This is a genomic window from Rhizobacter terrae, from assembly GCF_003852895.1.
In the GTDB taxonomy this organism is placed as follows: domain Bacteria; phylum Pseudomonadota; class Gammaproteobacteria; order Burkholderiales; family Burkholderiaceae_C; genus Albitalea; species Albitalea terrae.
Genome location: NZ_QUSW01000001.1, coordinates 696,939 through 718,872 on the forward strand (window position 1 = coordinate 696,939; position 21,934 = coordinate 718,872).

20 protein-coding genes are annotated in these 21,934 nt (G+C 68.9%); 17 read left to right on the forward strand and 3 right to left on the reverse strand.

What is annotated here, in order from left to right; all coding sequences use genetic code 11:
- Positions 1–15 precede the first annotated feature (15 nt).
- The 8 genes from DZC73_RS03195 to DZC73_RS03230 all read left to right on the forward strand — a co-directional run bounded on the left by DZC73_RS03195 (position 16) and on the right by DZC73_RS03230 (position 8,616).
- Positions 16–1,158, forward strand: a complete 1,143-nt coding sequence (locus DZC73_RS03195) for an acyl-CoA dehydrogenase family protein (RefSeq protein WP_124538736.1) — start codon at positions 16–18, stop codon at positions 1,156–1,158.
- A 66-nt stretch (positions 1,159–1,224) separates the two neighbouring features.
- Positions 1,225–1,548, forward strand: coding sequence for a hypothetical protein (locus DZC73_RS03200; RefSeq protein WP_124538737.1), 324 nt, complete (start codon positions 1,225–1,227; stop codon positions 1,546–1,548).
- A 5-nt stretch (positions 1,549–1,553) separates the two neighbouring features.
- A complete protein-coding gene (locus tag DZC73_RS03205; protein WP_328589471.1) occupies positions 1,554–2,540 on the forward strand; it encodes a P1 family peptidase in 987 nt (328 codons plus the stop codon).
- A 34-nt stretch (positions 2,541–2,574) separates the two neighbouring features.
- Complete coding sequence (locus tag DZC73_RS03210; RefSeq protein ID WP_124538739.1) at positions 2,575–3,966, forward strand: alpha/beta fold hydrolase; 1,392 nt, start codon at positions 2,575–2,577, stop codon at positions 3,964–3,966.
- Positions 3,967–4,683 (forward strand): pseudouridine synthase, encoded by a 717-nt coding sequence (locus DZC73_RS03215; RefSeq protein ID WP_124538740.1) that lies wholly within the window; start codon positions 3,967–3,969, stop codon positions 4,681–4,683.
- A gap of 196 nt (positions 4,684–4,879) precedes the next feature.
- The gene (locus DZC73_RS03220) at positions 4,880–6,652 is read left to right on the forward strand and encodes an ATP-binding protein (protein WP_161974433.1); all 1,773 of its coding nucleotides are present in this window, start codon (positions 4,880–4,882) and stop codon (positions 6,650–6,652) included.
- Between the two features lie 8 nt (positions 6,653–6,660).
- On the forward strand, positions 6,661–7,617 hold the full coding sequence (locus tag DZC73_RS03225; protein ID WP_124538742.1) for a bifunctional riboflavin kinase/FAD synthetase: 957 nt from the start codon (positions 6,661–6,663) through the stop codon (positions 7,615–7,617).
- A 75-nt stretch (positions 7,618–7,692) separates the two neighbouring features.
- Entirely contained in the window at positions 7,693–8,616 is a 924-nt protein-coding gene (locus DZC73_RS03230; protein ID WP_124538743.1) for a sensor domain-containing diguanylate cyclase, read from the forward strand.
- A gap of 3 nt (positions 8,617–8,619) precedes the next feature.
- On the opposite strand, the gene DZC73_RS03235 is transcribed toward DZC73_RS03230, so the two are convergent.
- Positions 8,620–9,501, reverse strand: coding sequence for a MipA/OmpV family protein (locus DZC73_RS03235; protein ID WP_161974434.1), 882 nt, complete (start codon positions 9,499–9,501; stop codon positions 8,620–8,622).
- Positions 9,502–9,754: 253 nt separating this feature from the next.
- Here DZC73_RS03235 and ileS point away from each other — a divergent pair, with 253 nt between their 5' ends.
- The 9 genes from ileS to DZC73_RS03280 all read left to right on the forward strand — a co-directional run bounded on the left by ileS (position 9,755) and on the right by DZC73_RS03280 (position 19,778).
- On the forward strand, positions 9,755–12,598 hold the full coding sequence (ileS, locus tag DZC73_RS03240; RefSeq protein WP_124538745.1) for an isoleucine--tRNA ligase: 2,844 nt from the start codon (positions 9,755–9,757) through the stop codon (positions 12,596–12,598).
- Positions 12,595–12,843, forward strand: a complete 249-nt coding sequence (locus DZC73_RS03245; RefSeq protein ID WP_198414766.1) for an addiction module protein — start codon at positions 12,595–12,597, stop codon at positions 12,841–12,843. The genes ileS and DZC73_RS03245 overlap by 4 nt, the downstream gene beginning before the upstream one ends.
- Positions 12,840–13,142 carry a type II toxin-antitoxin system RelE/ParE family toxin gene (locus tag DZC73_RS03250; RefSeq protein ID WP_124538746.1) on the forward strand — a complete coding sequence of 101 codons (303 nt, stop codon included), beginning with the start codon at positions 12,840–12,842 and terminating at the stop codon, positions 13,140–13,142. Before DZC73_RS03245 ends, DZC73_RS03250 begins: the two co-directional genes overlap by 4 nt.
- 4 nt (positions 13,143–13,146) lie before the next feature.
- Positions 13,147–13,638 (forward strand): signal peptidase II, encoded by a 492-nt coding sequence (lspA, locus tag DZC73_RS03255; protein ID WP_124538747.1) that lies wholly within the window; start codon positions 13,147–13,149, stop codon positions 13,636–13,638.
- A 293-nt stretch (positions 13,639–13,931) separates the two neighbouring features.
- Complete coding sequence (locus DZC73_RS03260; protein WP_124538748.1) at positions 13,932–14,375, forward strand: energy transducer TonB family protein; 444 nt, start codon at positions 13,932–13,934, stop codon at positions 14,373–14,375.
- Positions 14,376–14,488: 113 nt separating this feature from the next.
- Positions 14,489–16,174, forward strand: a complete 1,686-nt coding sequence (locus tag DZC73_RS03265) for an ExeA family protein (protein WP_124538749.1) — start codon at positions 14,489–14,491, stop codon at positions 16,172–16,174.
- A 7-nt stretch (positions 16,175–16,181) separates the two neighbouring features.
- Positions 16,182–16,850 carry a general secretion pathway protein GspB gene (locus DZC73_RS03270; RefSeq protein ID WP_124538750.1) on the forward strand — a complete coding sequence of 223 codons (669 nt, stop codon included), beginning with the start codon at positions 16,182–16,184 and terminating at the stop codon, positions 16,848–16,850.
- Between the two features lie 106 nt (positions 16,851–16,956).
- Positions 16,957–18,222, forward strand: a complete 1,266-nt coding sequence (locus tag DZC73_RS03275) for an SPFH domain-containing protein (protein WP_124538751.1) — start codon at positions 16,957–16,959, stop codon at positions 18,220–18,222.
- Positions 18,222–19,778, forward strand: a complete 1,557-nt coding sequence (locus DZC73_RS03280) for an SH3 domain-containing protein (RefSeq protein WP_235834967.1) — start codon at positions 18,222–18,224, stop codon at positions 19,776–19,778. The genes DZC73_RS03275 and DZC73_RS03280 overlap by 1 nt, the downstream gene beginning before the upstream one ends.
- Here DZC73_RS03280 and DZC73_RS03285 read toward each other — a convergent pair.
- Complete coding sequence (locus tag DZC73_RS03285; protein WP_124538752.1) at positions 19,765–20,409, reverse strand: HD domain-containing protein; 645 nt, start codon at positions 20,407–20,409, stop codon at positions 19,765–19,767. The two genes, DZC73_RS03280 and DZC73_RS03285, sit on opposite strands and share 14 nt — an antisense overlap.
- The gene (locus DZC73_RS03290) at positions 20,406–21,881 is read right to left on the reverse strand and encodes a 2OG-Fe(II) oxygenase (RefSeq protein WP_124538753.1); all 1,476 of its coding nucleotides are present in this window, start codon (positions 21,879–21,881) and stop codon (positions 20,406–20,408) included. The genes DZC73_RS03285 and DZC73_RS03290 overlap by 4 nt, the downstream gene beginning before the upstream one ends.
- Positions 21,882–21,934: the final 53 nt, after the last annotated feature.

Genomic DNA, 21,934 nt, shown 5'->3' on the forward strand with positions numbered 1-21,934 from the left:
AGCAGGAGCATTCACATGGACTTCAATTTCTCAGACGACCAGGAAATGCTTCGCGACTCGGTTCGCAAGTGGGTCGACAAGGGCTATGACTTCGAGAAGCGCCGTGGCGTGGTCAAGGCTGGCGGCTTCTCGCGCGACGCGTGGGGCGAACTCGCGGGCCTGGGCCTCACGGGCCTGTACGTGCCCGAGGAGCACGGCGGCATGGGCTTCGGCCCGGTCGATGCGATGGTGGTGATGGAAGAGCTGGGTCGAGGCCTGGTGCTGGAGCCGTTCGCGCAGGGCGCGCTCATCGCTGGCGGCGTGATCGCAGGCTACGCACCCGAGGCGGTGAAGGCGCAGTGGCTGCCGAAGATCGCGTCGGGTGATGCCCTCGTCGTGCTGGCCCAGCAAGAACGTGCCGCACGCTACAAGCTCCACCACGTCACCACGTCGGCCAGGCAAGACGGCAAGGGCTGGACGATCACCGGTGACAAGAGCATCGTGCCGGCAGGCGACAAGGCCGATGCCTTCATCGTGCCGGCCCGCGTGTCGGGTGCGGCCGACGATGCGAAGGGCATCGCGCTCTTCATCGTCGAGCGCAGTGCAACAGGGGTGAGCACCAAGGGCTACCCGACCGTCGACGGCGCCCGCGCCGCCGAGGTGAAGTTCAGCAACGCCGGCGCCACCTTGCTGGCCGCCGCCGGCACCGGCTTCGCCGCGCTGGAGCACGCCATCGACATCGGCATTGCCGCAAGCTGCGCCGAAGCCGTGGGGGTCATGGACAAGCTGCTCGCCGCGACGGTGGAGTACCTCAACACCCGCAAGCAGTTCGGCGTGCCCATCGCCAGCTTCCAGGCCCTGCGCCATCGCACGGCCGACGTGAAGATGCAGCTGGAACTGGCCCGCTCGATGAGCTACTACGCCAGCCTCAAGCTCAACGACAGCCCCGAAGCGCGGCGCCGGGCGCTGGCACAGGCCAAGGTGCAACTGGGCAACTCGATGCGCTTCGTGGGCCAGCAGTGCATCCAGATGCACGGCGGCATCGGCGTGACCGACGAGTACATCGCCGGCCACTACTTCAAGCGCCTCACGGCCCTGGAGATGAGCTACGGCGACACCATGCACCAGCTGGGCGAGGTCAGTGCGCGCATGCAGGACACGGCGGGGGTCTTCGCGTAACGCGAGCCGTCCGAGGCGGACCATAATCGGGCGATTCCTGACCGGGAAGACTGGGAGATTCGCCCGATGAGCAATCCGTCCGCCAACCGCGCCATGAGCGCTGCCACGGCCTCGCTGGTGGCCTTCGGCGCGAGCCTGTACCTGTTGCTTCAGCACACGGTGGAGGCGCAGTCCGTCGAGGTCGGCAAGACCGTCCTGCTGGCCTGCGTCATCGCCGCGAGCATGGCGCTTCACTTCATCTTCGTGGGCATGGCCGCGCACCACCTGAACCGCAGAGCCTGGGTGTGGGTGCTCGTCGCCTTCCTCGGCTTTCCGATCTCGTCCATCGTCGGCCTGGTGCTGCTGGCGTACTTCGACGTGGACCAGCAAGGCCTGCCCGCTGCCCGATGAGGGCCATGTCCGCGGGTTCCATCACCGACGTCGCCGGGCTGCTGTGCGGCCACTTCACCGACACGCGCCGCCCCACGGGCTGCACGGTCGTCATCGCGCCTGAAGGGGCGGTCGGCGGCGTGGATGTGCGCGGCGCCGCGCCGGGCACGCGCGAGACGGACCTGCTCTCGCCCCTGAACTCGGTGGATGTCGTCCATGCCGTGATGCTGGCCGGCGGCAGCGCCTTCGGCCTCGATGCTTCGGCCGGCGCGATGTGCTGGCTGGAGGAGCGCGGCATCGGCGTGCAGGCCGGCCCGGTGCGCGTGCCCATCGTGGCGTCGGCCATCTTGTTCGATTTGATGATGGGCGATCCATCCATCCGCCCCGATGCGGCGGCCGGGTACGCGGCGTGTGTGGCGGCCGGCACGGACGCGCCGGCCGAAGGCAGCGTCGGCGCCGGCACCGGTGCCGCCTGCGGCAAGCTCTTCGGCATCGAGCGCGGCATGAAGAGCGGCATCGGCTGCGCGTCCATCACGCTGCACGGCGTGACGGTGGCAGCCATGGTGGCCGTGAATGCCACCGGCGACGTGGTCGACCCGTCCACTGGCCGCATCGTCGCCGGGGTCCGCAGCGACGATGGCCGGACCATCGTCGGCGGCGCACGGGCCATCCTCGACGGCCAGCTGCCGCGGCACCTGCAGATCGCTGCAGCCACCACGCTCGGCATCGTCGCCACCGATGCCGCCTTGACCAAGCTAGACGCCAATCGCCTCGCGCGCATCGCCCATGACGGCCTGGCGCGCAGCATCGTGCCGGTGCACACCCCCGTGGACGGCGACACCGTGTTCGCGCTCGCCACCGGCAAGGCCAACGCGTCCCTGCCGCCCACCGTGATGGGCGTGCTCGCCGTCGAAGTCACCGCACGCGCCGTGCTGCGCGCCGTGCAGGCCGCGACCCCCGTGAGCGGCGCCGGCGTCCCGTCCCTGCCCTGCGCACGCGATTTGCCACTCTGAACCGACAACGAACAACACCACGGAGACACCACCGATGTCCCAACGAATCTCGCGCCGCACCGCCTTGCTGACCGCCGGCGCCGCATCGCTGCTCGCCGCCTGCCGCACCGCGCCCAAGGTGGAGGCACCCGACCCCTTCCCGCCGCTGGTGTTCGTGCACGGCAACGGCGACACCGCCGCCTTGTGGATCACCACCGTGTGGCGTTTCGAGAGCAACGGCTGGCCGCGCGAGCGGCTCCACGCCATCGACCTGCCCTACCCGCTGGCGCGCGACGACGACGGCAAGCTGCAGGACGGCCGCACCTCCACCGCGGAGCACATGAAGTACCTGTCGGACGAGGTGGACCGCGTGATGAAGGCCACCGGCGCGAAGAAGGTGGTGCTCATCGGCAACTCGCGCGGTGGCAATGCCATCCGCAACTACCTGGCCAACGGCGGCGGCACGAAGAACGTGTCGCATGCCATCCTGGGCGGCACGCCCAACCACGGCGTGTGGGCCGATGCCAAGCGCAACACGGGCAGCGAATTCAACGGCGCCGGCCCCTTCCTCACGGCGCTGAACGCGCCCAAGGGCTCCGAAGGCTGGGAGGTCACGCCCGGTGTGAAGTGGATGACCATCCGTTCCGACAACAACGACAAGTACGCCCAGCCCGACGGCGTGTGGATCGGCGCCAAGGGCACGCCCACCAACGTGGGCTTCGACGGCCCCGCGCTCAAGGGCGCGGACAACGTCGTGCTGCCGGGCGTAGACCACCGCGAGACCTCGTTCGGGCCCAAGGCCTTCGAGGCGATGTTCCGCTTCATCACCGGCCGCTCGCCGTCGACGCTGTCGGTGACACCGGAGGCCAGCGTGGTGCTCAACGGCAAGGTGTCGGGCCTGGGCCTGAACAACGAGCCGGGCCGCGGCAACTACGCCAACAACCTGCCGCTGGTGGGCGCGACGCTGGAGGTCTACGCCACCACCGCACAAGGCGAGCGCGACGGCGCGGCCGTGCATCGCAAGACCATCGGCGCCGACGGCCTGTGGGGGCCGTTCACCGCCAACCCGAAGACGGCCTACGAGTTCGTGGTCAGCGCGCCGGGGTATGCCGTCACGCACATCTACCGCTCGCCCTTCCCGCGCTCGTCGACCATCGTCAACCTGCGCGCCGAGCGCATCGCCGATGCGGACCGCGACGCGAAGTCGGTGGTGACCTTCACCCGGCCGCGCGGCTACTTCGGCATCCCGCGCGACCAGATCACGTTTGACGGCAAGACGCCACCTGGCGGCATTCCGCCGGGCGTGGCGGGCGTGTCGACAGCCAAGCTCAAGGTGCTGGACGCACCCAACCGGCTCATCGTGGGCGAGTTCAACGGCGAGCGCGTGGCCGGCAAGGCCTGGCCGGCAGCGGACAATCACGTCGTCTTCCTCGAACTGCACGACTGATTGAAGCTCTCCCAAGTCCTCTTCACCCAAGGCTTCGGCGCCCGGCGCGAATGCGAAGGCCTGATCGCCTCGGGCCACGTCACCGCCAACGGCCAGCGCATCGACGACCCCTTCGAGGAGGTCGACACGCGCGGCCTCGTCTTCACCGTCCGCGGTGAGACGTGGCAGTACCATGAGAAGGCCCTGCTCGTGATGAACAAGCCCAGCGGCCACGAGTGCTCGCAAAAGCCCAAGCACCATCCGAGCGTCTACAGCCTGCTGCCGCCGCCGCTGCGCGTGCGCGAGGTGCAGACCGTGGGTCGGCTCGACGAGGACACCACGGGCCTGCTGCTGTTCACCGACGATGGTGCGCTCATCCACCGCTGGACCTCGCCCAAGAAGCACGTGCCCAAGGTCTACGAAGTGGGCTGCAAGCACCCGGTCACCGCCGAGCAGGTGGAGCGGCTGCTGGCCGGCGTGAAGCTGGTGGACGACCCCGCCACGGTGAAGGCGGCGGCGGCCGAGCTCACCGGGCCCATGGCCGATGGCCTGCACGGCCTGCGGCTGACGCTCACCGATGGCAAGTACCACCAGGTCAAGCGCATGCTGGCCGCGGTGAGCAACCGGGTCGAATCGCTGCACCGCAGCGGCTTTGGTGCACTGCGGCTGCCCGACGACCTGGCCCCTGGCGCCTGGCGCTGGCTGGACGGCCCGGAAGCGATCTCGCCCAAGGCGTGAGGTCCGCCACACAGGCTGCGGCAAAGCCTGACGCCGCGACCCGCACGGCAGTGGTACCTTGCCCCGGCAAGGAAGGAACCACACAGGCTTGAGCCTGGACATGCCAGCGGGACCGCAGCCAGTGACCACGCCCCCGGAGCAGGCCCCAAGCCCGCCTGCCCACTCCCCCCACCCCCACCTGCACGCCTCGGACGCGATGCAGCACCCACTCGAGCGCATTGCCGAGCAGGTCGATGCCGAGCGAGTGGCGATCATCCACGAGCTGACCGGCACCCCGGTGCTGGCCGGCATGGCCTTTGGCGCGCTGGTGTCGGTGGTGATGTGGCACTACACCGCGCATGCCGTGGTCGTCGCCTGGATGGCGCTCAAGGTCGTGGTGGGCGCCCTGCGCTTCCTGGACACCCTGCGCTTCGCCCGCCTGGCCCAGGGCACGGCCGAGAGCACCGCTTACTGGCGCCGCCGCTCGCTCGCGCTGCTCATCGTCGACGGCCTCATCTGGGGCTCGATGGGCGTGATCTTCATGCCGCCCGAAGCGCCCGGCCTGCGCGCGGTGATGCTCGCTTCGCTGATCGGCATCGCCGGCGTGGGCGTGTTCAGCTACGCGGGCGACTGGCGCGGCTGCGTGGTGTTCCTGTTCACGCTGCTGCTGCCGTCCATGGTCGTGCAGGGCCTGCGCGGCAGCGCCGAGGGCTGGCTGGCCTGCCTGGGCATCGTCATCTACCTGGGCATGATGTGCCTGGAGGCCAAGCGCAGCGAGGCACGGGTGGTGGAGATGCTGCGCTTTCGCTTCGAGAACGCCTGGATCGCCGAAGAGCGGCAGCACGCCATGCGGCTGTCCGAACACGCCAATGCGGCCAAGAGCCGCTTCCTGGCCACCGTGAGCCACGAGATGCGAACGCCGCTCAACGGCATCCTCGGCATGGCGCAGATGCTGCAGCGATCGCCGCTGAACGACGAGCAGCGGTCGCAGCTGGAGATCATCCACGACTCGTCACGCCACCTGCAGACGGTGATCGACGACCTGCTCGACCTGTCGCGCATCGAGTTCGGAAAGCTGGCCATCGACGAGCGGCCCTTCGCGCTGGCGGACATGGTGCAGGAGGTGACCGGGCTGCTGGGTGCGGTGGCGCAGGACAAGGGCCTGGCCTTCGAGGTGCACATCGATGCGTCGCTTCCCGCCTGGGTGATGGGCGACGCCTCGCGCATCAAGCAGGTGCTGCACAACCTGCTGGGCAACGCCATCAAGTTCACCCGCGAGGGCGAGGTGCGGCTGGACGTGAGCCGCCAGGACGGCCAGCTCGAATTCGTGGTGCTGGACACCGGCGACGGCGTGCCGGCGGACATGCGCGAACGCATCTTCAACGCCTTCGAGCAGGGCCCTTCGGCCGTGGCGCACGGCCGAAGCGGCACTGGCCTGGGCCTGACCATCTCGCGCCGCCTGGCGCGCGCCATGGGCGGGGACGTCGTCTGCACCCCAGCCGCAGACCGCGGCGCCTGCTTCGTGTTCTCCATGCCTTGCCAGACCGCACAGGCCGCGGCCGGGCCTGCCACCAAGGCACAGGCCACGCCCGGCGGGCTGCGCGGGCGCGTCCTGGTGGTGGACGACAACCCGGTCAACGCGATGGTGGCCACGGCCATGCTGCAGTGTGCGGGGCTGGAAGTGGACATCGCCGAAGACGGACTGGCCGCGCTGGAACGCATGCGCGCCGGCGGCCTCTCGCTGGTGCTCATGGACTGCCAGCTGCCGGTGCTCGACGGCTGGGAGGCGACGCGGCGCTGGCGGCGCGGCGAGCCGGCCGGGGAACACCTGCCCATCGTGGCGCTCACGGCCAACGCCGTGCTGGGCGACCGCGAGCGCTGCCTGCAGGCCGGCATGGACGACTACCTGGCCAAGCCAGTGGAGTTCGAGGCGATGATCGCCGTGGTCACCCGGCTGCTGGAAAGACCGACGTTGCCGCAGGCGGGATAATCCGCCGCATGCACGTCTTCCGCGGTTTCCACCACCCCGGCATCGCCCGCGCCTGCGCGCTGACCATCGGCAACTTCGATGGCGTCCACCGCGGCCACCAGGCCATGCTGGCGCTGCTGCGCAACGAAGCCCAGCACCGCGGCCTGCCTTCTTGCGTGATGACCTTCGAGCCGCATCCGCGCGACCACTTCGCCAGGCTGGCCGGCAAGCCCGAGCTGGCACCGGCGCGCATCGCCACCTTGCGCGACAAGCTCAGCGAGCTCGAACGCGTGGGCATCGACCAGGTGATCGTGCTGCGCTTCGACCACGCGCTGTCCTCGCTCTCGCCGCAGGCCTTCATCGACCAGGTGCTGGTCGAGGGCGTGCATGCGAAGTACGTGCTGGTGGGCGACGACTTCCGCTTCGGCGCCAAGCGCGCGGGCGACTACGCCATGCTGGATGCCGCGGGTAATGCCGCCGGCTTCGACGTGGCGCGCATGATGAGCTACGAGGTGCACGGACTGCGGGTGTCGAGTTCCGCCGTGCGCGAGGCGCTGGCCGCCGGCGACATGGGCCGCGCCGCCACGCTGCTGGGCCGGCCCTACAGCATCAGCGGCCACGTGGTGCACGGGCGCAAGCTGGGGCGCGAGCTGGGCTTTCGCACGCTGAACCTGCGCTTCCACCACCCCAAGCCGGCGGCGATGGGCATCTTCGTCGTGCGGGTGTTCGGCCTCACGGATTCGCCGCTCCCGGGCGTGGCGAGCCTGGGCGTGCGGCCCACGGTGGAAGATGCGGGGCGGGTGCTGCTGGAGACGCACTGCCTCGACTGGCCGGCCTCGCTGGCCGCCGAGGGCGGCTACGGGCGCTGCATCCGCGTGGAGCTGCTGCACAAGCTGCATGACGAACGCCGCTATGAATCGCTCGATGCGCTCAAGGCCGGCATCGCACGCGACGAGGACGATGCGCGCCGCTGGCTGGCCTCGTAGGCCCAGGTAGGGGCATGGCCCATTCCTGCCGGCGCTGTCGGCAGAATCGCCGGGATTGCAGTTCCGGGGGCGTCCATGGCAATTCGGCGTGAGGCCATCGAAGACACCGGCGCGGCCATTGCCTTGCAGCAAAGCGAGGCCCGCCTGCGCCTGATGATCGACGCCGTGCCGGCGATGATCACCTACATCGACACCAGCGAGCGCTACCTGTTCAGCAACCTGCCCTACATGCGGATGCTCGGCCTGGCGCGCGAGCAGATCGTCGGCCGCAACATGCGCGAGGTGCTGGGCGATGCGCTGTACGAGCGCATCGGCCCGTACAAGGAGCAGGCACTGTCCGGCCAGACAGCCCACTACGAACGACAGCACCGGCGCGACGATGGCAGCGTGGCCGACTTGTCGGTGACCTTCGTGCCGCACCTGTCCGACGATGGGACCGTCGAGGGCTTCTTCTCGCTGACGCTGGACATCACCGAGCTGAAGAACCTGGAGCGCGAGCTGGCGCACATTGCCCGGCACGACACGCTGACCGGCCTGCCCAATCGCGCGCTCTTCGCCGACCGCCTCGCGCAGGCCATCGAGCGGCACAAGCGCGACGGCACCGGCTTCGCGCTGGCCTACCTGGACATCGACAAGTTCAAGGCCATCAACGACACCCTGGGACATGCCGCGGGCGACCAGTTGCTGGCGGGCTTCGCGGCGCGGGTGCGCCAGTGCGTGCGGGGCGTGGACACGCTGGCGCGGCTGGGCGGGGACGAGTTCGCGTTGCTTCTCGAAGGGCCGATCACCGCAACCGGGGCAGGCGCCGTGGCCGCCAAGATCGTCGCCGCCATGCAGGCACCGTTCGACCTGGAGGAACGGCAGGTGCAGGTCACGACGAGCGTGGGCATCGCGCTGGCCGGGGACAGGCCCGTCCTTGCCGCCGACATCAATGCCCGTGCCGACGCCGCGCTCTACGATGCCAAGGCCGCGGGCCGCAACACCTTCGTTCTTCGCTGACGCTCAGAACCGCCAGGCGATGCCGGCATTCAAGCTCCACTGCCGCGCCGAGGTCGTGAGCGGGCTTCGCGCCGCCGGGCCCAGCAGCCGCCCCACCGAGCCTCCCCACAGCGCCACCCATTGCGGGTTGATCTCGGTGCGCCACCCGGTGCCCAGGGACACGCTGGTGATGCCCGTACCCGGCTCGTACACCGGGTAGCCGCTGGCCGTGGATTCAACGGGCGACACGCCGTAGTAGCTGCGCATGTACTTCCCGTCGGCCAGCCCGACGCCGGTGGACAGGGTCCAGGTGGTGTACTCGCTCACCCGCCGGTCGTGGCTCACGCCGGCATCGAACACGTTGCCGCCACCGCGGCCCAGCAGGTCAGCGCCCCAGCCCGCCCCCACCTTCCAGCCGTGGTCCAGGTTGTAGGTGACCGACGTGCGCGCCCGGATCGTGCGGCGCACGTCGTCGATGCCGTGCAGCGCCGTGCTGTCGCTGGAGCGGCGGCCGTTGTCCACGCGCAGGGCCACGTTCAGCCGCAGGCGGTCGTTCTGCTTCAGGTCCAGCCCCAGGCCGCGGAAGATGTCGTCGCTGTTGCGCCGGGTGATGAAGCCGCTGGCGTTGCTGATGCTCAGTCGGCCGTAGCGCAGGTAGAAGCCGGGCACGACGGAGGTCTTGCGGGAGGAATCGCCCGCGTAGCGAGGGGACACGCTGACAATGGGGCCGATGGCGCCCTCCCATTTCCACTTCGGCGCTGATGGCGCCGAAGCCGCCGACGCCGCCTCGCCGGGCACCTGGGCGGCGGGCTCCTGCGGGGCCGGGGCGTCATCCGCCCTCGCCGGCTGCCCGGCCAGCGGCAGCAGGGCACCCGCCATCGCGGCCACACGAAGGGCTCGGATCATGGGGGAGGAAGGCCTGGCACGGCCCGGTAGAATGGAACTCATGCCATCGTATACCGTCCGCCCCGTCCCGCCGTGCTGGCACAGCGCCACGCGCCGCCAGACCACGCGCGACCGAATTTGACGCGGCCCCTCGCGGATCACGCCTTCCGCACGCGTCGCCCCGTTCGCCACCCCAGGCCCTGCCTCGAACGCGGTCTTCTCACTCGCCGGCCCTCGAAGGTCCCGCTGCGAACACTCTTCCCGAGAACGAAGCATGTCCACTGATTCCACCGCCAACAAGTACCGTGCCACGCTGAACATGCCTGACACGCCCTTCCCCATGCGTGGCGACCTGCCCAAGCGCGAACCGGGCTGGGTGAAGGAGTGGGAGGAGCAGGGCGTCTACAAGAAGCTGCGCGACGCGCGCTGCAATGCGCCCAAGTTCGTGCTGCACGACGGCCCGCCCTACGCCAATGGCCAGCTGCACATGGGCCACGCCGTCAACAAGATCCTCAAGGACATGATCGTCAAGGCGCGCCAGTTGAAGGGCATGGACGCGCTGTACGTGCCGGGCTGGGACTGCCACGGCCTGCCCATCGAAAACCAGATCGAGAAGACCTTCGGCCGCCACCTGCCGCGCGATGAGGTGCAGGCCAAGAGCCGTGCCTACGCCACCGAGCAGATCGCCCAGCAGATGGCCGACTTCAAGCGCCTGGGCGTGCTGGGCGACTGGGACCGGCCCTACCGCACGATGGACTTCGGCAACGAGGCCGGTGAAATCCGCGCGCTCAAGCGGATCATCGAGCGCGGCTTCGTGTACCGCGGGCTGAAGCCGGTGTACTGGTGCTTCGACTGCGGCTCGTCGCTGGCCGAATTCGAGATCGAGTACGCCGACAAGACCTCGCCCACCGTGGACGTGGCCTTCCTGTGCGCCGAGCCCGACAAGCTGGCCGCCGCCTTCCATCTGCCCAAGCTGGAGAAGGACGCCTTCGCGGTCATCTGGACCACCACCCCGTGGACCATCCCCGCCAACCAGGCGCTGAACCTGAACCCGGCCCTGGTCTACGCGCTGGTGGACACCGAGCGCGGCCTGCTGGTGCTGGCCGAGGCACTGGTGGAAAAGTGCCTGGCGCGCTACGGCCTCACGGGCCAAGTCATCGCCACGACGCATGGCGGGCACCTGGACATGATCCGCTTCCACCATCCGCTGGCCCACGTGGACCCGGGCTACGCGCGCACCAGCCCCGTGTACCTGGCCGACTACGCCACCGCGGAAGACGGTACGGGCATCGTGCACTCGTCGCCCGCCTACGGTGTGGACGACTTCAACTCGTGCCTGCACCACGGCATGAAGCACGACGAGATCCTGAACCCGGTGCAGGGCAACGGCAGCTACGACCCGGCCTTGCCGCTGTTCGGCGGGATGAACATCTGGAAGGCCAACCCGCAGATCATCGAGACGCTGAAGAACGCGGGCCGGCTGATGGCCACCGACAAGCTGCTGCACAGCTACCCGCACTGCTGGCGCCACAAGTCGCCGGTGATCTACCGTGCCGCGGCGCAGTGGTTCGTGCGCATGGACGCAGGCGAAGGCGTGTTCACCCTGGACAAGGCGCCCAAGACCCTGCGCCAGACCGCGCTGGACGCCATCGACCAGACGAGCTTCTACCCCGAGAACGGCCGCGCGCGGCTGCGCGACATGATCGCCAACCGGCCGGACTGGTGCATCAGCCGCCAGCGGAACTGGGGCGTACCGCTGCCCTTCTTCCTGCACAAGGAGACAGGGGACCTGCATCCGAAGACGATGGAGTTCCTGGACCGTGCGGCGGCGCTGGTGGCGCAAGGCGGCATCGAGGCGTGGTCCAAGCTGGATGCGGCCGAGTGGCTGGGCGAAGACGCGACTCAGTACGCCAAGAGCAACGACATCCTCGATGTCTGGTTTGATTCCGGCTCCACCTTCTTCCACGTGCTGCGCGGCTCCCACCCGGGCGGCAGCCACGAGTCCGGCCCCGAGGCCGACCTCTACCTGGAGGGCCACGACCAGCACCGCGGCTGGTTCCATTCGTCCTTGCTCATCGCCTGCGCGCTGGAAGGCCGCGCGCCCTACCGCGGCCTGCTGACCCACGGCTTCACCGTGGACAGCAAGGGCATCAAGATGAGCAAGAGCCTGAAGAACGGCATCGAGCCGCAGGAGGTCAGCAGCAAGCTGGGCGCGGAGATCATCCGCCTGTGGGTTGCCGCGAGCGACTACTCGGGCGACATCGCGGGTGACGAGAAGATCCTCGCCCGCGTGGTGGACGCCTACCGCCGCATCCGCAACACGCTGCGCTTCATGCTGGCCAACACCTCCGACTTCGACCCGGCCAAGGATGCCGTGCCGCTGACGCAGATGCTGGAGATCGACCGCTACGCCCTCGCCCGGGCCGCGCAGTTCCAGGCCGAGGTGCTGGCTCACTATGAGGTGTACGAGTTCCACCCGGTGGTCGCCAAGCTGCAGGTCTACTGCAGCGAGGACCTGGGCGCGTTCTACCTCGATATCCTGAAGGACCGCCTGTACACGACCGGCGCCAAGTCGCTGTCGCGCCGCTCCGCGCAGACCGCGCTGTGGCACATCACGCACGCCATGCTGCGCTGGATGGCGCCCTTCCTCAGCTTCACGGCCGAGGAAGCCTGGAAGGTGTTCGCACCGGGTCAGTCGGATTCCATCTTCATCGAGACCTTCAGCGACACGAGCGCCTGGGAGAACCCGGCGCTCATCGAGAAGTGGAACTTCATCCACCAGGTGCGCGACCTCGTGAACAAGGACATCGAGGCCGTGCGCACCGAAGGCAAGGTGGGCTCGTCCCTGCAGGCCGACATCCGCATCACCGCCAACGCGGCCGACTACGAACTGCTGGCCTCGCTGGGCGACGACCTGAAGTTCGTCACCATCACGTCCAAGGCCGACGTGGTCAATGGCGACGAGCTGAAGGTGCAGGTCACGCCGTCCACCGCCACCAAGTGCGAGCGCTGCTGGCACTGGCGGGAAGACGTGGGGCACGATGCGGCGCATCCGACGCTGTGCGGGCGGTGCACGGGCAATCTTTTCGGTGCGGGTGAAACGCGTACAGTCGCATGAGCCGCACCATGGAGTCGACCATGAACCGTCATCCCGAATTCGCTGCACTCTTCGAGTTGCCGGTCGCCGAGCGCCTCGAATTGGTCGAAGACCTCTGGGACAGCATCGCCGACGAGATCGACGCGCAGCCCGTGCCGGAAGCCGTGGTCCGTGAGCTTCGCGAACGCATGGCCAGATACGACGCCAACCCTGAATCAGGCATCCCCTGGGAAGAGGTCAAACGGCGGCTTCGCGAAGAGAAATGACCCGGCTTTCATTTACACCGGAAGCCTTCAAGGATGTGAGCACGGCAACCGCTTGGTATGAGCGCAAGCGCGAAGGCCTGGGCTCCGAATTCGAACGCGCCCTGGAAGCGACACTGACGCGCATCGAGCGCTCGCCTCTTCGGTACCGCCTGTTTGCCAAGGAGTACAGGCGTCTGTCGCTGCGTCGCTTTCCGTACGAGGTGTACTACACGCTTCGTGGAGAAACGATTGTCATCGCTTCCGTCTTCCATACATCCCGTGACCCTCTGACGGTCCTGGCCCGACTGCAAAAGCACTGAACCCATGACCTCTCGAAATGCTGCCGGCTCGTCACTCCTCCCCTGGCTCGGCATCGCCCTCATCGTCATCCTCGCCGACCAGTTCACCAAGGTGCTGATCCTGGGCAACTACAAGCTGGGCGACACCGTCTACGTCACCTCGTTCTTCGACGTCGTGCGGGCCCACAACACCGGTGCGGCGTTCTCGTTCCTGCACAACGCGGCGGGCTGGCAGCGCTGGTTCTTCACGGGGCTGGGGCTGGCAGCCACGGCGTTCATCATCTGGATGCTCAGGCGGCATGGCGGGCAGACGATGTTCTCCTGGGCGTTGTCGCTGATCCTGGGCGGCGCACTGGGCAATGTCATCGACCGGCTGGTGCACGGCTACGTGGTGGACTTCATCCAGGTCCACTACGGCAGCGCCTACTTCCCGGCGTTCAACATCGCCGACAGCGCGATCACGATCGGCGCGGGACTGCTCATCCTCGACGAATTGCGGCGCGTGCGGCGCAGCTGAGCGGCCGGTCCTCCGGGCGCATTGACGTGTTTCGTCGGCATCCTCTCTCAAAGCGGCGCGACGAGCCCCGGGCTTTCACCTAGACCGCCCGGTTCACGCGGCCCATCAAGCCGCCCACACGCCAAACCAGTGCATCCGTGACAAAACGCGTCACGCGACCAACCACTCACGTTCTTGTTTTCGTCGCCCTTGTGACCGGTGAATTGGACTGGAAAAGGCGTGATTTCTTCACCACCGCGCAAGCCGGCGGACTGTCACAGTGAGACACCTCAGTTTCACCCGCGCAGGCTGCCATGAAGTCCCTCCGCATCCCCCTCCTCGCCACCGCGTTCGCCGCATCCTTGGGCCTGGCCGCGCCTTTGATGGCCCAGGCGCAGGCAGTGGCCGCCGCCAACATCTCCAGCGCGGAGACCGCAGCGGCGTACAAGAAGGATGCCGCCAGGCACGTCTACAAGGCCTATGCCGACAAGGTCTACAAGGGCAAGCTGCCCCCGCTGATCCATGCGGTGGTGGTGCTTGAAGTCTCGGTCGACAACCAGGGCAACGTGCAGGACATCAACACCATCCGCGTGCCCACCCATGCGCCGGACGTGACGGCGGCGGTCAAGGACATGATCCAGCGCGCCTCGCCCATGCCCGCGCCTTCGCGCATGGGCGGCGTGAAGTTCACGGAAGTGTGGCTGGTCGACAAGAGCGGACGGTTCCAACTGGATACCTTGTCAGAAGGCCAGCGATGACCCCGTAGGGTGGGTCGAGCGAAGCGGACCCACGCGGTGCCGCTTTGACAACCGACCCGTGGGTCCGCTTCGCTCGACCCACCCTACCAAATCCAGTCCGCTAGACTGCGGACATGTACGCGCGTTTCTTCGGACTGAAGCGGGAGCCTTTTTCGATCGCGCCCGATCCGCGCTATCTCTACATGAGCGATCGGCACCGCGAGGCGCTCGCCCACTTGCTGTATGGCGTCAAGGGCGGCGGCGGCTTCGTGCTGCTCACCGGCGAGATCGGCGCGGGCAAGACCACGGTGTGCCGCTGCTTCCTGGAGCAGATCCCGCCGCGCTGCAACGTCGCCTACATCTTCAACCCCAAGCTCACGGTCGACGAGCTGCTGAAGTCGATCTGCGACGAGTTCCGCATTCCGATGCAGGCCAGCATCCCCGGCATGGCCACGGTGAAGGACTACGTCGACGCGCTCAACGAGTTCCTGCTCAAGACGCACTCGGTGGGCCAGAACAACGTGCTCATCATCGACGAGGCGCAGAACCTCTCGGCCGACGTGCTGGAGCAGTTGCGCCTGCTCACCAACCTAGAGACCAACGAGCGCAAGCTGCTGCAGATCATCCTCATCGGCCAGCCCGAGCTTCGCACCATGCTCGCGCGGCCCGAGCTGGAGCAGATGGCGCAGCGCGTGATCGCGCGCTTCCACCTGGACGCGCTGTCGCCCAAGGAGACGACGCAGTACATCCGGCACCGCATGGCGGTGGCGGGCATGACGCGTGCCTTCCCTTTCGATGCCAACGCGATCGCCCGCATCCACGAGCTGTCGCGCGGCATTCCGCGGCGCATCAACCTGCTGTGCGACCGTGCGCTGCTGGGCGCCTACGGCAACCAGCGGCCCAACGTGGACCGCACGATGGTGGAGAAGGCATCGCAGGAAGTCTTCGGCGTGGCGGCCGATGGCGCCCGCCTGCCCTGGTCGCGGAACAAGCGCTGGGCGGTGGCCGGCGGCGGCATCGCGGCCTGCGTCGCCTTGCTGGGCGTGGGCACGGTGGCGATGGATTCACGGCACGGCGCTCCGACCGCGGCCGCTCCCAATCCCGCTGCGTCGGCCACGCGGCTGGCCTTGGCCGCGCCTTCGGCCAGCGCAGCCGCACCGGACCACCTGGCCGCGGCGAGCGCGCCACCGGCGGCCATCGCCAAGCCGGCCGCATCTGCACCAGCGCCTGCGGTGTCCCTGGCAACCGGCGTGAAGTCCGCCATCCACAGCGAGCGCGACGCCTGGCGTGAACTCGCCCCCGCCTGGGACCTGAAGCTCGGCGACGGCGACCCCTGCCAGCTCGCCGGACGCGCCCAGGTGGAGTGCTTCCGCAGCACCAGCAGCAACCTGGCGTTGATCCGCCAGCTCGCCCGGCCGGGCATCATCAGCGTGCGCGACGAGAGCGACAAGACCGGCTTCGCCGTGCTGACCGGCCTGGGCACGCAAACCGCCACGCTCAGCACTGGCGGCGTGACGCAGACGGTGTCGCTCGCCACGCTGGCGTCGATGTGGAAGGGCGACTACGCCACCTTCTTCCGCGTGCCGCCGGGCTACGTCAACAAGGTCGTGGATGCCGAGACCGGCCCCATGGCCGAGTGGCTGTCGGCGCAGCTTGCCAAGGTCGACGGCGCCCCGCAGGGCGGCCCCCTGCGTCCGCGCGTGTCGGCCTTCCAGCTCGCCCAGGGCCTCAAGGCCGACGGCCTCGCCGGCCCCACCACCTTCATGCAGCTCAACCGCGCCATGGGTATTCCCGAGCCGCGGCTGAGCGCGGAAAGATAGGCCGCCCATGTCCTACATCCTCGACGCCCTTCGACGCGCGGATGCCGAACGCGAACGCGGCTCGGTGCCCAGCATCCACGCCCAGTCGGTGCTGCCGGGTGCGTCCGAAGCCCGCGAGGGCCGGGGTACCAACCCCATGGTGTGGGTGGTGGCCGGCCTGAGCCTGGCGCTGCTGGCCTCGCTGGCCTGGCAGTGGCTCGGGCGTGAACCCGTGCGCGAGCCGGTGGCAGCCACGGAACCTGCACCCGCGGCAATGCCCGTGAACATGGCCCCGGTCAACGCCGGGGCAGCGCCGGATTCCTCCCGCGTCGCTCCGACGCCGGCACGCACGCCCACCTTGCCGCCAGTGCCGGCGACCGCGCAGCAATCGCTGCCGCCGGTGCCCGCTGCGACCACGGTGCAAGCACCGGCAGCCGCCGCCAAGCCCGCGCCCACCGCCTCGGCCGCACGCCTGCCCACGCAAGACGAACTGCCCGAAGACCTTCGCCGCCAGATCCCCAAGTTCGCGGTGGGCGGCTCGATCTATTCCGAGAGCGCGGCCAGCCGCTTCATCATCCTCAATGGGCAGATCTTCCACGAGAACGACAAGGTCCTGCCCGACCTCGTGCTGGAGCAGATCAAGCTCAAGAGCGCGGTCCTGCGCTTTCGCAACCAGCGCTTCACGATCAGCTTCTGATCGGCTTTCGCCGCTCGTTCACGGCGCCCGCACGCAGACTTCATTCGAGCTTCATCCGCCCTCGCGACAGTCTGGTCCCACCACAACACTGGAAGGGATCGAGATCATGTCTGAGCGCTTGAATGCCGTCGTCACGGCCATCCGGAATGCCTTTGCCGGCCCGGCCGCGCGGATGGGCGCTGCGGGCAAGGGCATGGCCCGCAGCATCACCCATTCGCGCGGGCTCATCATCGGCGTGCTGGCGGTGGGTGCGGCCGGCTATGCCCTCGTCCAGCACCCGCCGGTGAAGACCGTGGGCCGCGGCGAAATCGGCGTGCGCGACAACCGCCTCACCGGCCACGCCAGCCAGTTCGGCGAAGGCAGCGTGATGGTGCTGCCCGGCCTGCACGACCTGCGCGTGTTCGACCTGCGCGACCAGGTCTACCGCCCCGTGCAGAGCGCGAAGGCCACCGGCGACGCGCCCTTCCAGTCGGTGGAGGGCCTGTCCATCGGCGTGGACCTGTCGGTGCGCTACGCACTGGACCCCGCCAAGATCGGCGCGATGGCCCGGACCCTGCCCGACAACCTCGGCACCGAGATCGTGGAGCCCGCCGTGCAGGGCGTGATCTACAAGGTCTTCACCAAGTACACCGTGCGCGAGATCTTCTCCAGCAAGCGCGCTGAAATCCAGCAGGCCATCGAGACCGAGCTGCGCCCCAAGCTGGCGGCCGACGGCGTGATGCTGCGCGCCGTGCAGATGGGCAAGGTGGACCTGCCGGCCGACTACCGCCGCGGCATGGACCAGTTGCTTGCCGAGGAGCTTGCGAGCGAGAAGATGCGCTACACGCTGGAGCTCAAGGACAAGCGCGTGAAGGAGACCGAACTCGACGCCGAAGCCGACAAGGTGCGCCGCGAGAAGGCCGCCGAGGCCGCGGGCAACGAGCAGATCATCGCGGCCAAGGCGCAGTCCGAAGCGATGAAGCACGTGCTGCCGTTCAAGCAGAAGCAGATCGAGCAGCGGCAGCTCGAAGCCGAGGCCGAGAAGCTGTCGCGCATCAAGAGCGCGGAAGGCACCGCCCAGGCCCGCCGCATCGAGGCCGCCGGCGAGGCCGATTCGCGCCAGAAGCTGGCCGACGCCGAGGCCTACCGGCTGGATCGCGTGGGCAAGATCACCAGCGAGCAGATGGCCCGTGAGGGTGCGCTCATCAGCAAGCACCCGCTGTTGATCCAGAAGACCATGGCCGACAAGCTGTCGGACAAGATCACCGTCGTCATCGCGCCGCCGCCCAGCGATGGCGGGTTCATCGGATCGGCCCTGCTGGGCAGCCAGCAGAAGGCGGCCGCCGCTGCCGCACCTGCCGAGCCGCAAGAGACGACGAAGGAGGCTCAGTGATGTCCGCCACGATCCACCTCGCCGTCGCAGCCATGATCGTCGTCAGCGGCGTGGCGCTGCTGCGAAGCGCGAACGCGGCCGTGCCCGCGACGACGCAGCCCACGCCGGTGGCCGCCGCGGCCAATGCGTCGGCCACGCCCGCGGACAAGACGCCCGGCGTGATCGCCATCGTCGTGCAGGACCAGGTCGCGCTGCGCGCGTCGCCGCGAGACTCCGCGCAGCAGCAGGCCGTGCTCTGGCAAGGCGACGCGCTGGAGATCCGCGGCGAGCGCATGGACTACGTGCAGGTCTACGACCATCGCCGTGAACGCGCAGGCTACGTGCGTGCCTCGCAAGTCCGACGCGTGTCGCTGGCACCGGCCGATGCGCCCGAAGCCCTGGCGGTGCTGCGCTTCCTGCGCGACCAGTCCGGCAGTGAAGCACTGGGCGTGGCCTATGCCGCGGCCTACCTGCGCGCCGTGCCCGCATCGCAGATCACGGCCGAACCGTTCGATGCGCTCGGCCAGATGGCCGACCGGCTGGCCCGCCGCGCCTCCGCCCGCCAGTCGCAGGACAAGGCGGCCGACCAGCGGCTGGCCGCGCACCTGGAAGTCGTGGCGGCCTACGGCGTGGAGATCGCGAGTTTCGAGCGCCAGGGGCACATGCAGCTGTGCTACGACGGCGACGCCTTCAAGCGCGTGCTGACCATGACATCGACCAGCGCGCAGCGCGCCCATGCCGCGCTCGCCCTCACCCGCCACGAATGCGTGGACCCGGCGATGAGCCCGCTGGACCGGCAGCGCGTGGACGAAGCCCGCGCCGAGCTGCTCGACCGCGCCATGGCCCCGGACCTGCCCGAGACGCTGAAGAACCGCCTGCGCATCCGCACGGCCGGCGTGTGGGCCGGCGTGGCCTTCGACCGGCACCGCAAGGGCGGGCAGGATGCGGTCGCCACCGAGCGCGCCCTGCAGGCCCTGGCCGGCGTGAACAAGGCCGAGCTCAGCGAGGCGGACGACACTGCCTATGCCGATGCGGCCGTGCGCGTCTCGGCCAGCCGCTGGGCCACGGAGCCCGCGCCGGCCGACGGGCCGGCCACCAAGCTCGCCATCGTCACCAGTCCGGGCCAGCCGGGCGAGACCTGCGTGTCGCTCATCGATGCGAAGCACGATGCCTCGCAGCCCCTGCTCAAGCGCTGCACCTTCGGCACGGTGTGGGGCGCATCGGCCAGCACCAGTCCGCAGGGCAACGCCCTGGCCGTGGCCGTGCAGCCGCTGAGCACCTGGCGCGAGTTGTGGGTGTTCCACCGCGTGAACAACGCCTGGGTGCTGGACGCCTTGCCGCCCGGCACGGGCGAACCCGAGCTGGGCGTTGTGGAATTCGCGGGCTGGGTACCTGGCAGCTCCAAGCTGCTGGTGGCTCGCGAAGCGCGCGTGGACGGACGCTTCAGGCGCAGCTACGAGGTGCTGAAGCTGGACACGCTGACACTGGAAAACCGCGCCGACAAGCCCGATGCGCTGACGGCCTTCCACCGCTGGCAGGACCCGCGCTGGAAGCACGTGACGCTCAGCCTGCGCTGACCTCGCCGCCCGCGAGCTCCTGCAGTTCGTGCTCGATATTGCGCCGGGCTGCCGCCTCGCGACGTGCACGCATCCGGGCGGTGGCGAACAGGTGCTCCTGCGCGAGCAGGCCGTGCAGGAAGCGCGAACGGCCCGCAGTGAACGCCTCGGAGGTGACGGCAGCGGGAACGAACTCGCGGCGCACGCCGTCGGCATAGGCCCGGTAGGTGGCCTCATCGGCGCCGAGCACGGACAGGTCGATGTCGAGCAAGGCCGCCTCGTCGTGCAGCAGCGTGCGCGGCGCATGGTGGCTGGCGGTCAGCCGGATGAGCTGGGCGACTTCTTCCCGCTCATCGGCATCGAGGCGGCTGTGCGCGACCAGCGTGTCCACGGCCAGTTGCGCACTGCGCTCCTCGTTGTCTCGGCGGCCGGGAACATAGATGGCGTCGTGGAACAGGATGGCCAGCAGCACGGTGCGCGGCCGGTCCACCTGCACCTCCTTGAACTGGTTCAGGCAGGCCTCGATGTGGCTCCAGCCGTGGTAGTGGCGGCCCGGCGAGTCGTAGGCGTCGCGGGCGATTCGAAACAGCGCATCGTCGCAGCCGTTGTAAGCGGCAGGTGCGATGCCTTGCAGGAAATCGGGACGGTTCATGCGATGGGCATGTGGCGGGCGATGCGGCCATCGTAGGCGCAAGTCAGCACGCTGTCGCTCGCCGGCAGCACGTCGGTGACGAAGTTGCCGTGACGGGCTTGCCAGGTGGCCTCCTGCCGGGCGGACCAGCACCTGGCCCATCCGTCTTCGCCGCCGCTGAAGAACGTGCCGTCGTCTCCATGGCGCACGCGGCGCACGGCGGCCTGGTGGGCTTGCCACGACGCGGCCTGCTGCCAGCGGCCGGACTGCCGGCTCCACACCGTGATGCGGCCCTGGATGTCGCCGACAGCGAGTTGGCGGCCATCGCGTGAGAAGGCCACGCTGCGGCAGGCGGCGCCGATCGGAAGCTGCTCGCGGGCTTGCAGGTTCGGCAGATCGTGCACTCGGACGATGCGGTCTTCGCCCGCCGAAGCGAGCAGGCCATCGGCCGTGACGTCGAGGGCCCACTGCCAGCATCCCGCGCGGTCCAGCGTCGTGCATTCGCCGCGGCGAAGGTCGGTGATGCGCAGGTCGCCGTCCGCGCCTCCAGTGATGAGCAGTCCTTGCCACACCGCCACGGACAGGATGGCCGCGCCATGCGGCGTGAAGCGCCGTTCGCAACGGCGGGTGGACAGGTCCCAGATGCGCAGGCTGCGGTCGCGGGAGACCGAGGCGAGGCGCTGGTTGTCGACCATGGCCATCGCCAGCACCGACTGCTCGTGGCCCTGCAAGGTGGCGACGCTGCGGCCTTGCGCATCCCAGATGCGGATGCTGGCATCGCGCCCCGCGCTGGCCACCTGTCCACCGGGCAAGGCGCACATCGCCCAGACGTAGCCCTGGTGCGGCGGCGAGAACGGCGCGTCGGCCGCCACTGCCACCCGCTCGGCGCGGAACATCAGGTCGCTGCGCATGATGTGCTTCACGCCACGCGTCACGATGGCACCCGCATGCCAGATGCGGTGGTCGAAGACGATGAGGCTGCCCGCTTGTGGCCGCACGCTCGAGCGCACCGGCGGATGCGGCTCGCCCCGCGGGGTCGTGTCGGGCCCGCCGTCGAAGAACAGCGTGTCGCCCCCCTCGAACTCGTCGCCGTCGGTGAGGTAGACCATGAAGGTCAGCTGTGAGCGGTGGTCCGGGCCGCGGTGGTGCACGCCGTCCTGATGGATGTGGAAGGCCTGGTTCTCGCGGTAGCGGCAGAAGCGGAAACGCTCGTTGACGCGGTCCGCTTGCCAGCGCACGCCCTCGGCGTCGGTGCGGGCCAGCGCCGGTAACGGCAGCCGGGCAAGGAGCCGTTGTGTCATCTGGTCGGCCAGTTCGGCATCGTCCATCACCAGCCGCTCGTTGTTGCGGTACGAAGGCGGGTAGTCGCTGCCAGCGCCATGGAAACCCTGGCCTTCGGCGCGGGCGATGAAAGCCCGGCATTCGGCCGGGGAGAGGAAGTCCGGCAGCACGGCGCACAAGCCGAGTGCGGCAGGGATCGGATGAATGACCATGTCGGTGCTTGTCTTGAATATTGGTTGATCAACCAACAATTTCACTCTACGCC

Bases quoted from the DNA above. Each gene is read 5' to 3' on its own strand.
- DZC73_RS03195 (WP_124538736.1), top strand. From the start codon at position 16: ATGGACTTCAATTTCTCAGACGACCAGGAAATGCTTCGCGACTCGGTT.
- DZC73_RS03200 (WP_124538737.1), top strand. From the start codon at position 1,225: ATGAGCAATCCGTCCGCCAACCGCGCCATGAGCGCTGCCACGGCCTCG.
- DZC73_RS03205 (WP_328589471.1), top strand. From the start codon at position 1,554: ATGTCCGCGGGTTCCATCACCGACGTCGCCGGGCTGCTGTGCGGCCAC.
- DZC73_RS03210 (WP_124538739.1), top strand. From the start codon at position 2,575: ATGTCCCAACGAATCTCGCGCCGCACCGCCTTGCTGACCGCCGGCGCC.
- DZC73_RS03220 (WP_161974433.1), top strand. From the start codon at position 4,880: ATGCAGCACCCACTCGAGCGCATTGCCGAGCAGGTCGATGCCGAGCGA.
- DZC73_RS03225 (WP_124538742.1), top strand. From the start codon at position 6,661: ATGCACGTCTTCCGCGGTTTCCACCACCCCGGCATCGCCCGCGCCTGC.
- DZC73_RS03230 (WP_124538743.1), top strand. From the start codon at position 7,693: ATGGCAATTCGGCGTGAGGCCATCGAAGACACCGGCGCGGCCATTGCC.
- DZC73_RS03235 (WP_161974434.1), bottom strand. From the start codon at position 9,501: ATGATCCGAGCCCTTCGTGTGGCCGCGATGGCGGGTGCCCTGCTGCCG.
- ileS (WP_124538745.1), top strand. From the start codon at position 9,755: ATGTCCACTGATTCCACCGCCAACAAGTACCGTGCCACGCTGAACATG.
- DZC73_RS03245 (WP_198414766.1), top strand. From the start codon at position 12,595: ATGAGCCGCACCATGGAGTCGACCATGAACCGTCATCCCGAATTCGCT.
- DZC73_RS03250 (WP_124538746.1), top strand. From the start codon at position 12,840: ATGACCCGGCTTTCATTTACACCGGAAGCCTTCAAGGATGTGAGCACG.
- lspA (WP_124538747.1), top strand. From the start codon at position 13,147: ATGACCTCTCGAAATGCTGCCGGCTCGTCACTCCTCCCCTGGCTCGGC.
- DZC73_RS03260 (WP_124538748.1), top strand. From the start codon at position 13,932: ATGAAGTCCCTCCGCATCCCCCTCCTCGCCACCGCGTTCGCCGCATCC.
- DZC73_RS03265 (WP_124538749.1), top strand. From the start codon at position 14,489: ATGTACGCGCGTTTCTTCGGACTGAAGCGGGAGCCTTTTTCGATCGCG.
- DZC73_RS03270 (WP_124538750.1), top strand. From the start codon at position 16,182: ATGTCCTACATCCTCGACGCCCTTCGACGCGCGGATGCCGAACGCGAA.
- DZC73_RS03275 (WP_124538751.1), top strand. From the start codon at position 16,957: ATGTCTGAGCGCTTGAATGCCGTCGTCACGGCCATCCGGAATGCCTTT.
- DZC73_RS03280 (WP_235834967.1), top strand. From the start codon at position 18,222: ATGTCCGCCACGATCCACCTCGCCGTCGCAGCCATGATCGTCGTCAGC.
- DZC73_RS03285 (WP_124538752.1), bottom strand. From the start codon at position 20,409: ATGAACCGTCCCGATTTCCTGCAAGGCATCGCACCTGCCGCTTACAAC.
- DZC73_RS03290 (WP_124538753.1), bottom strand. From the start codon at position 21,881: ATGGTCATTCATCCGATCCCTGCCGCACTCGGCTTGTGCGCCGTGCTG.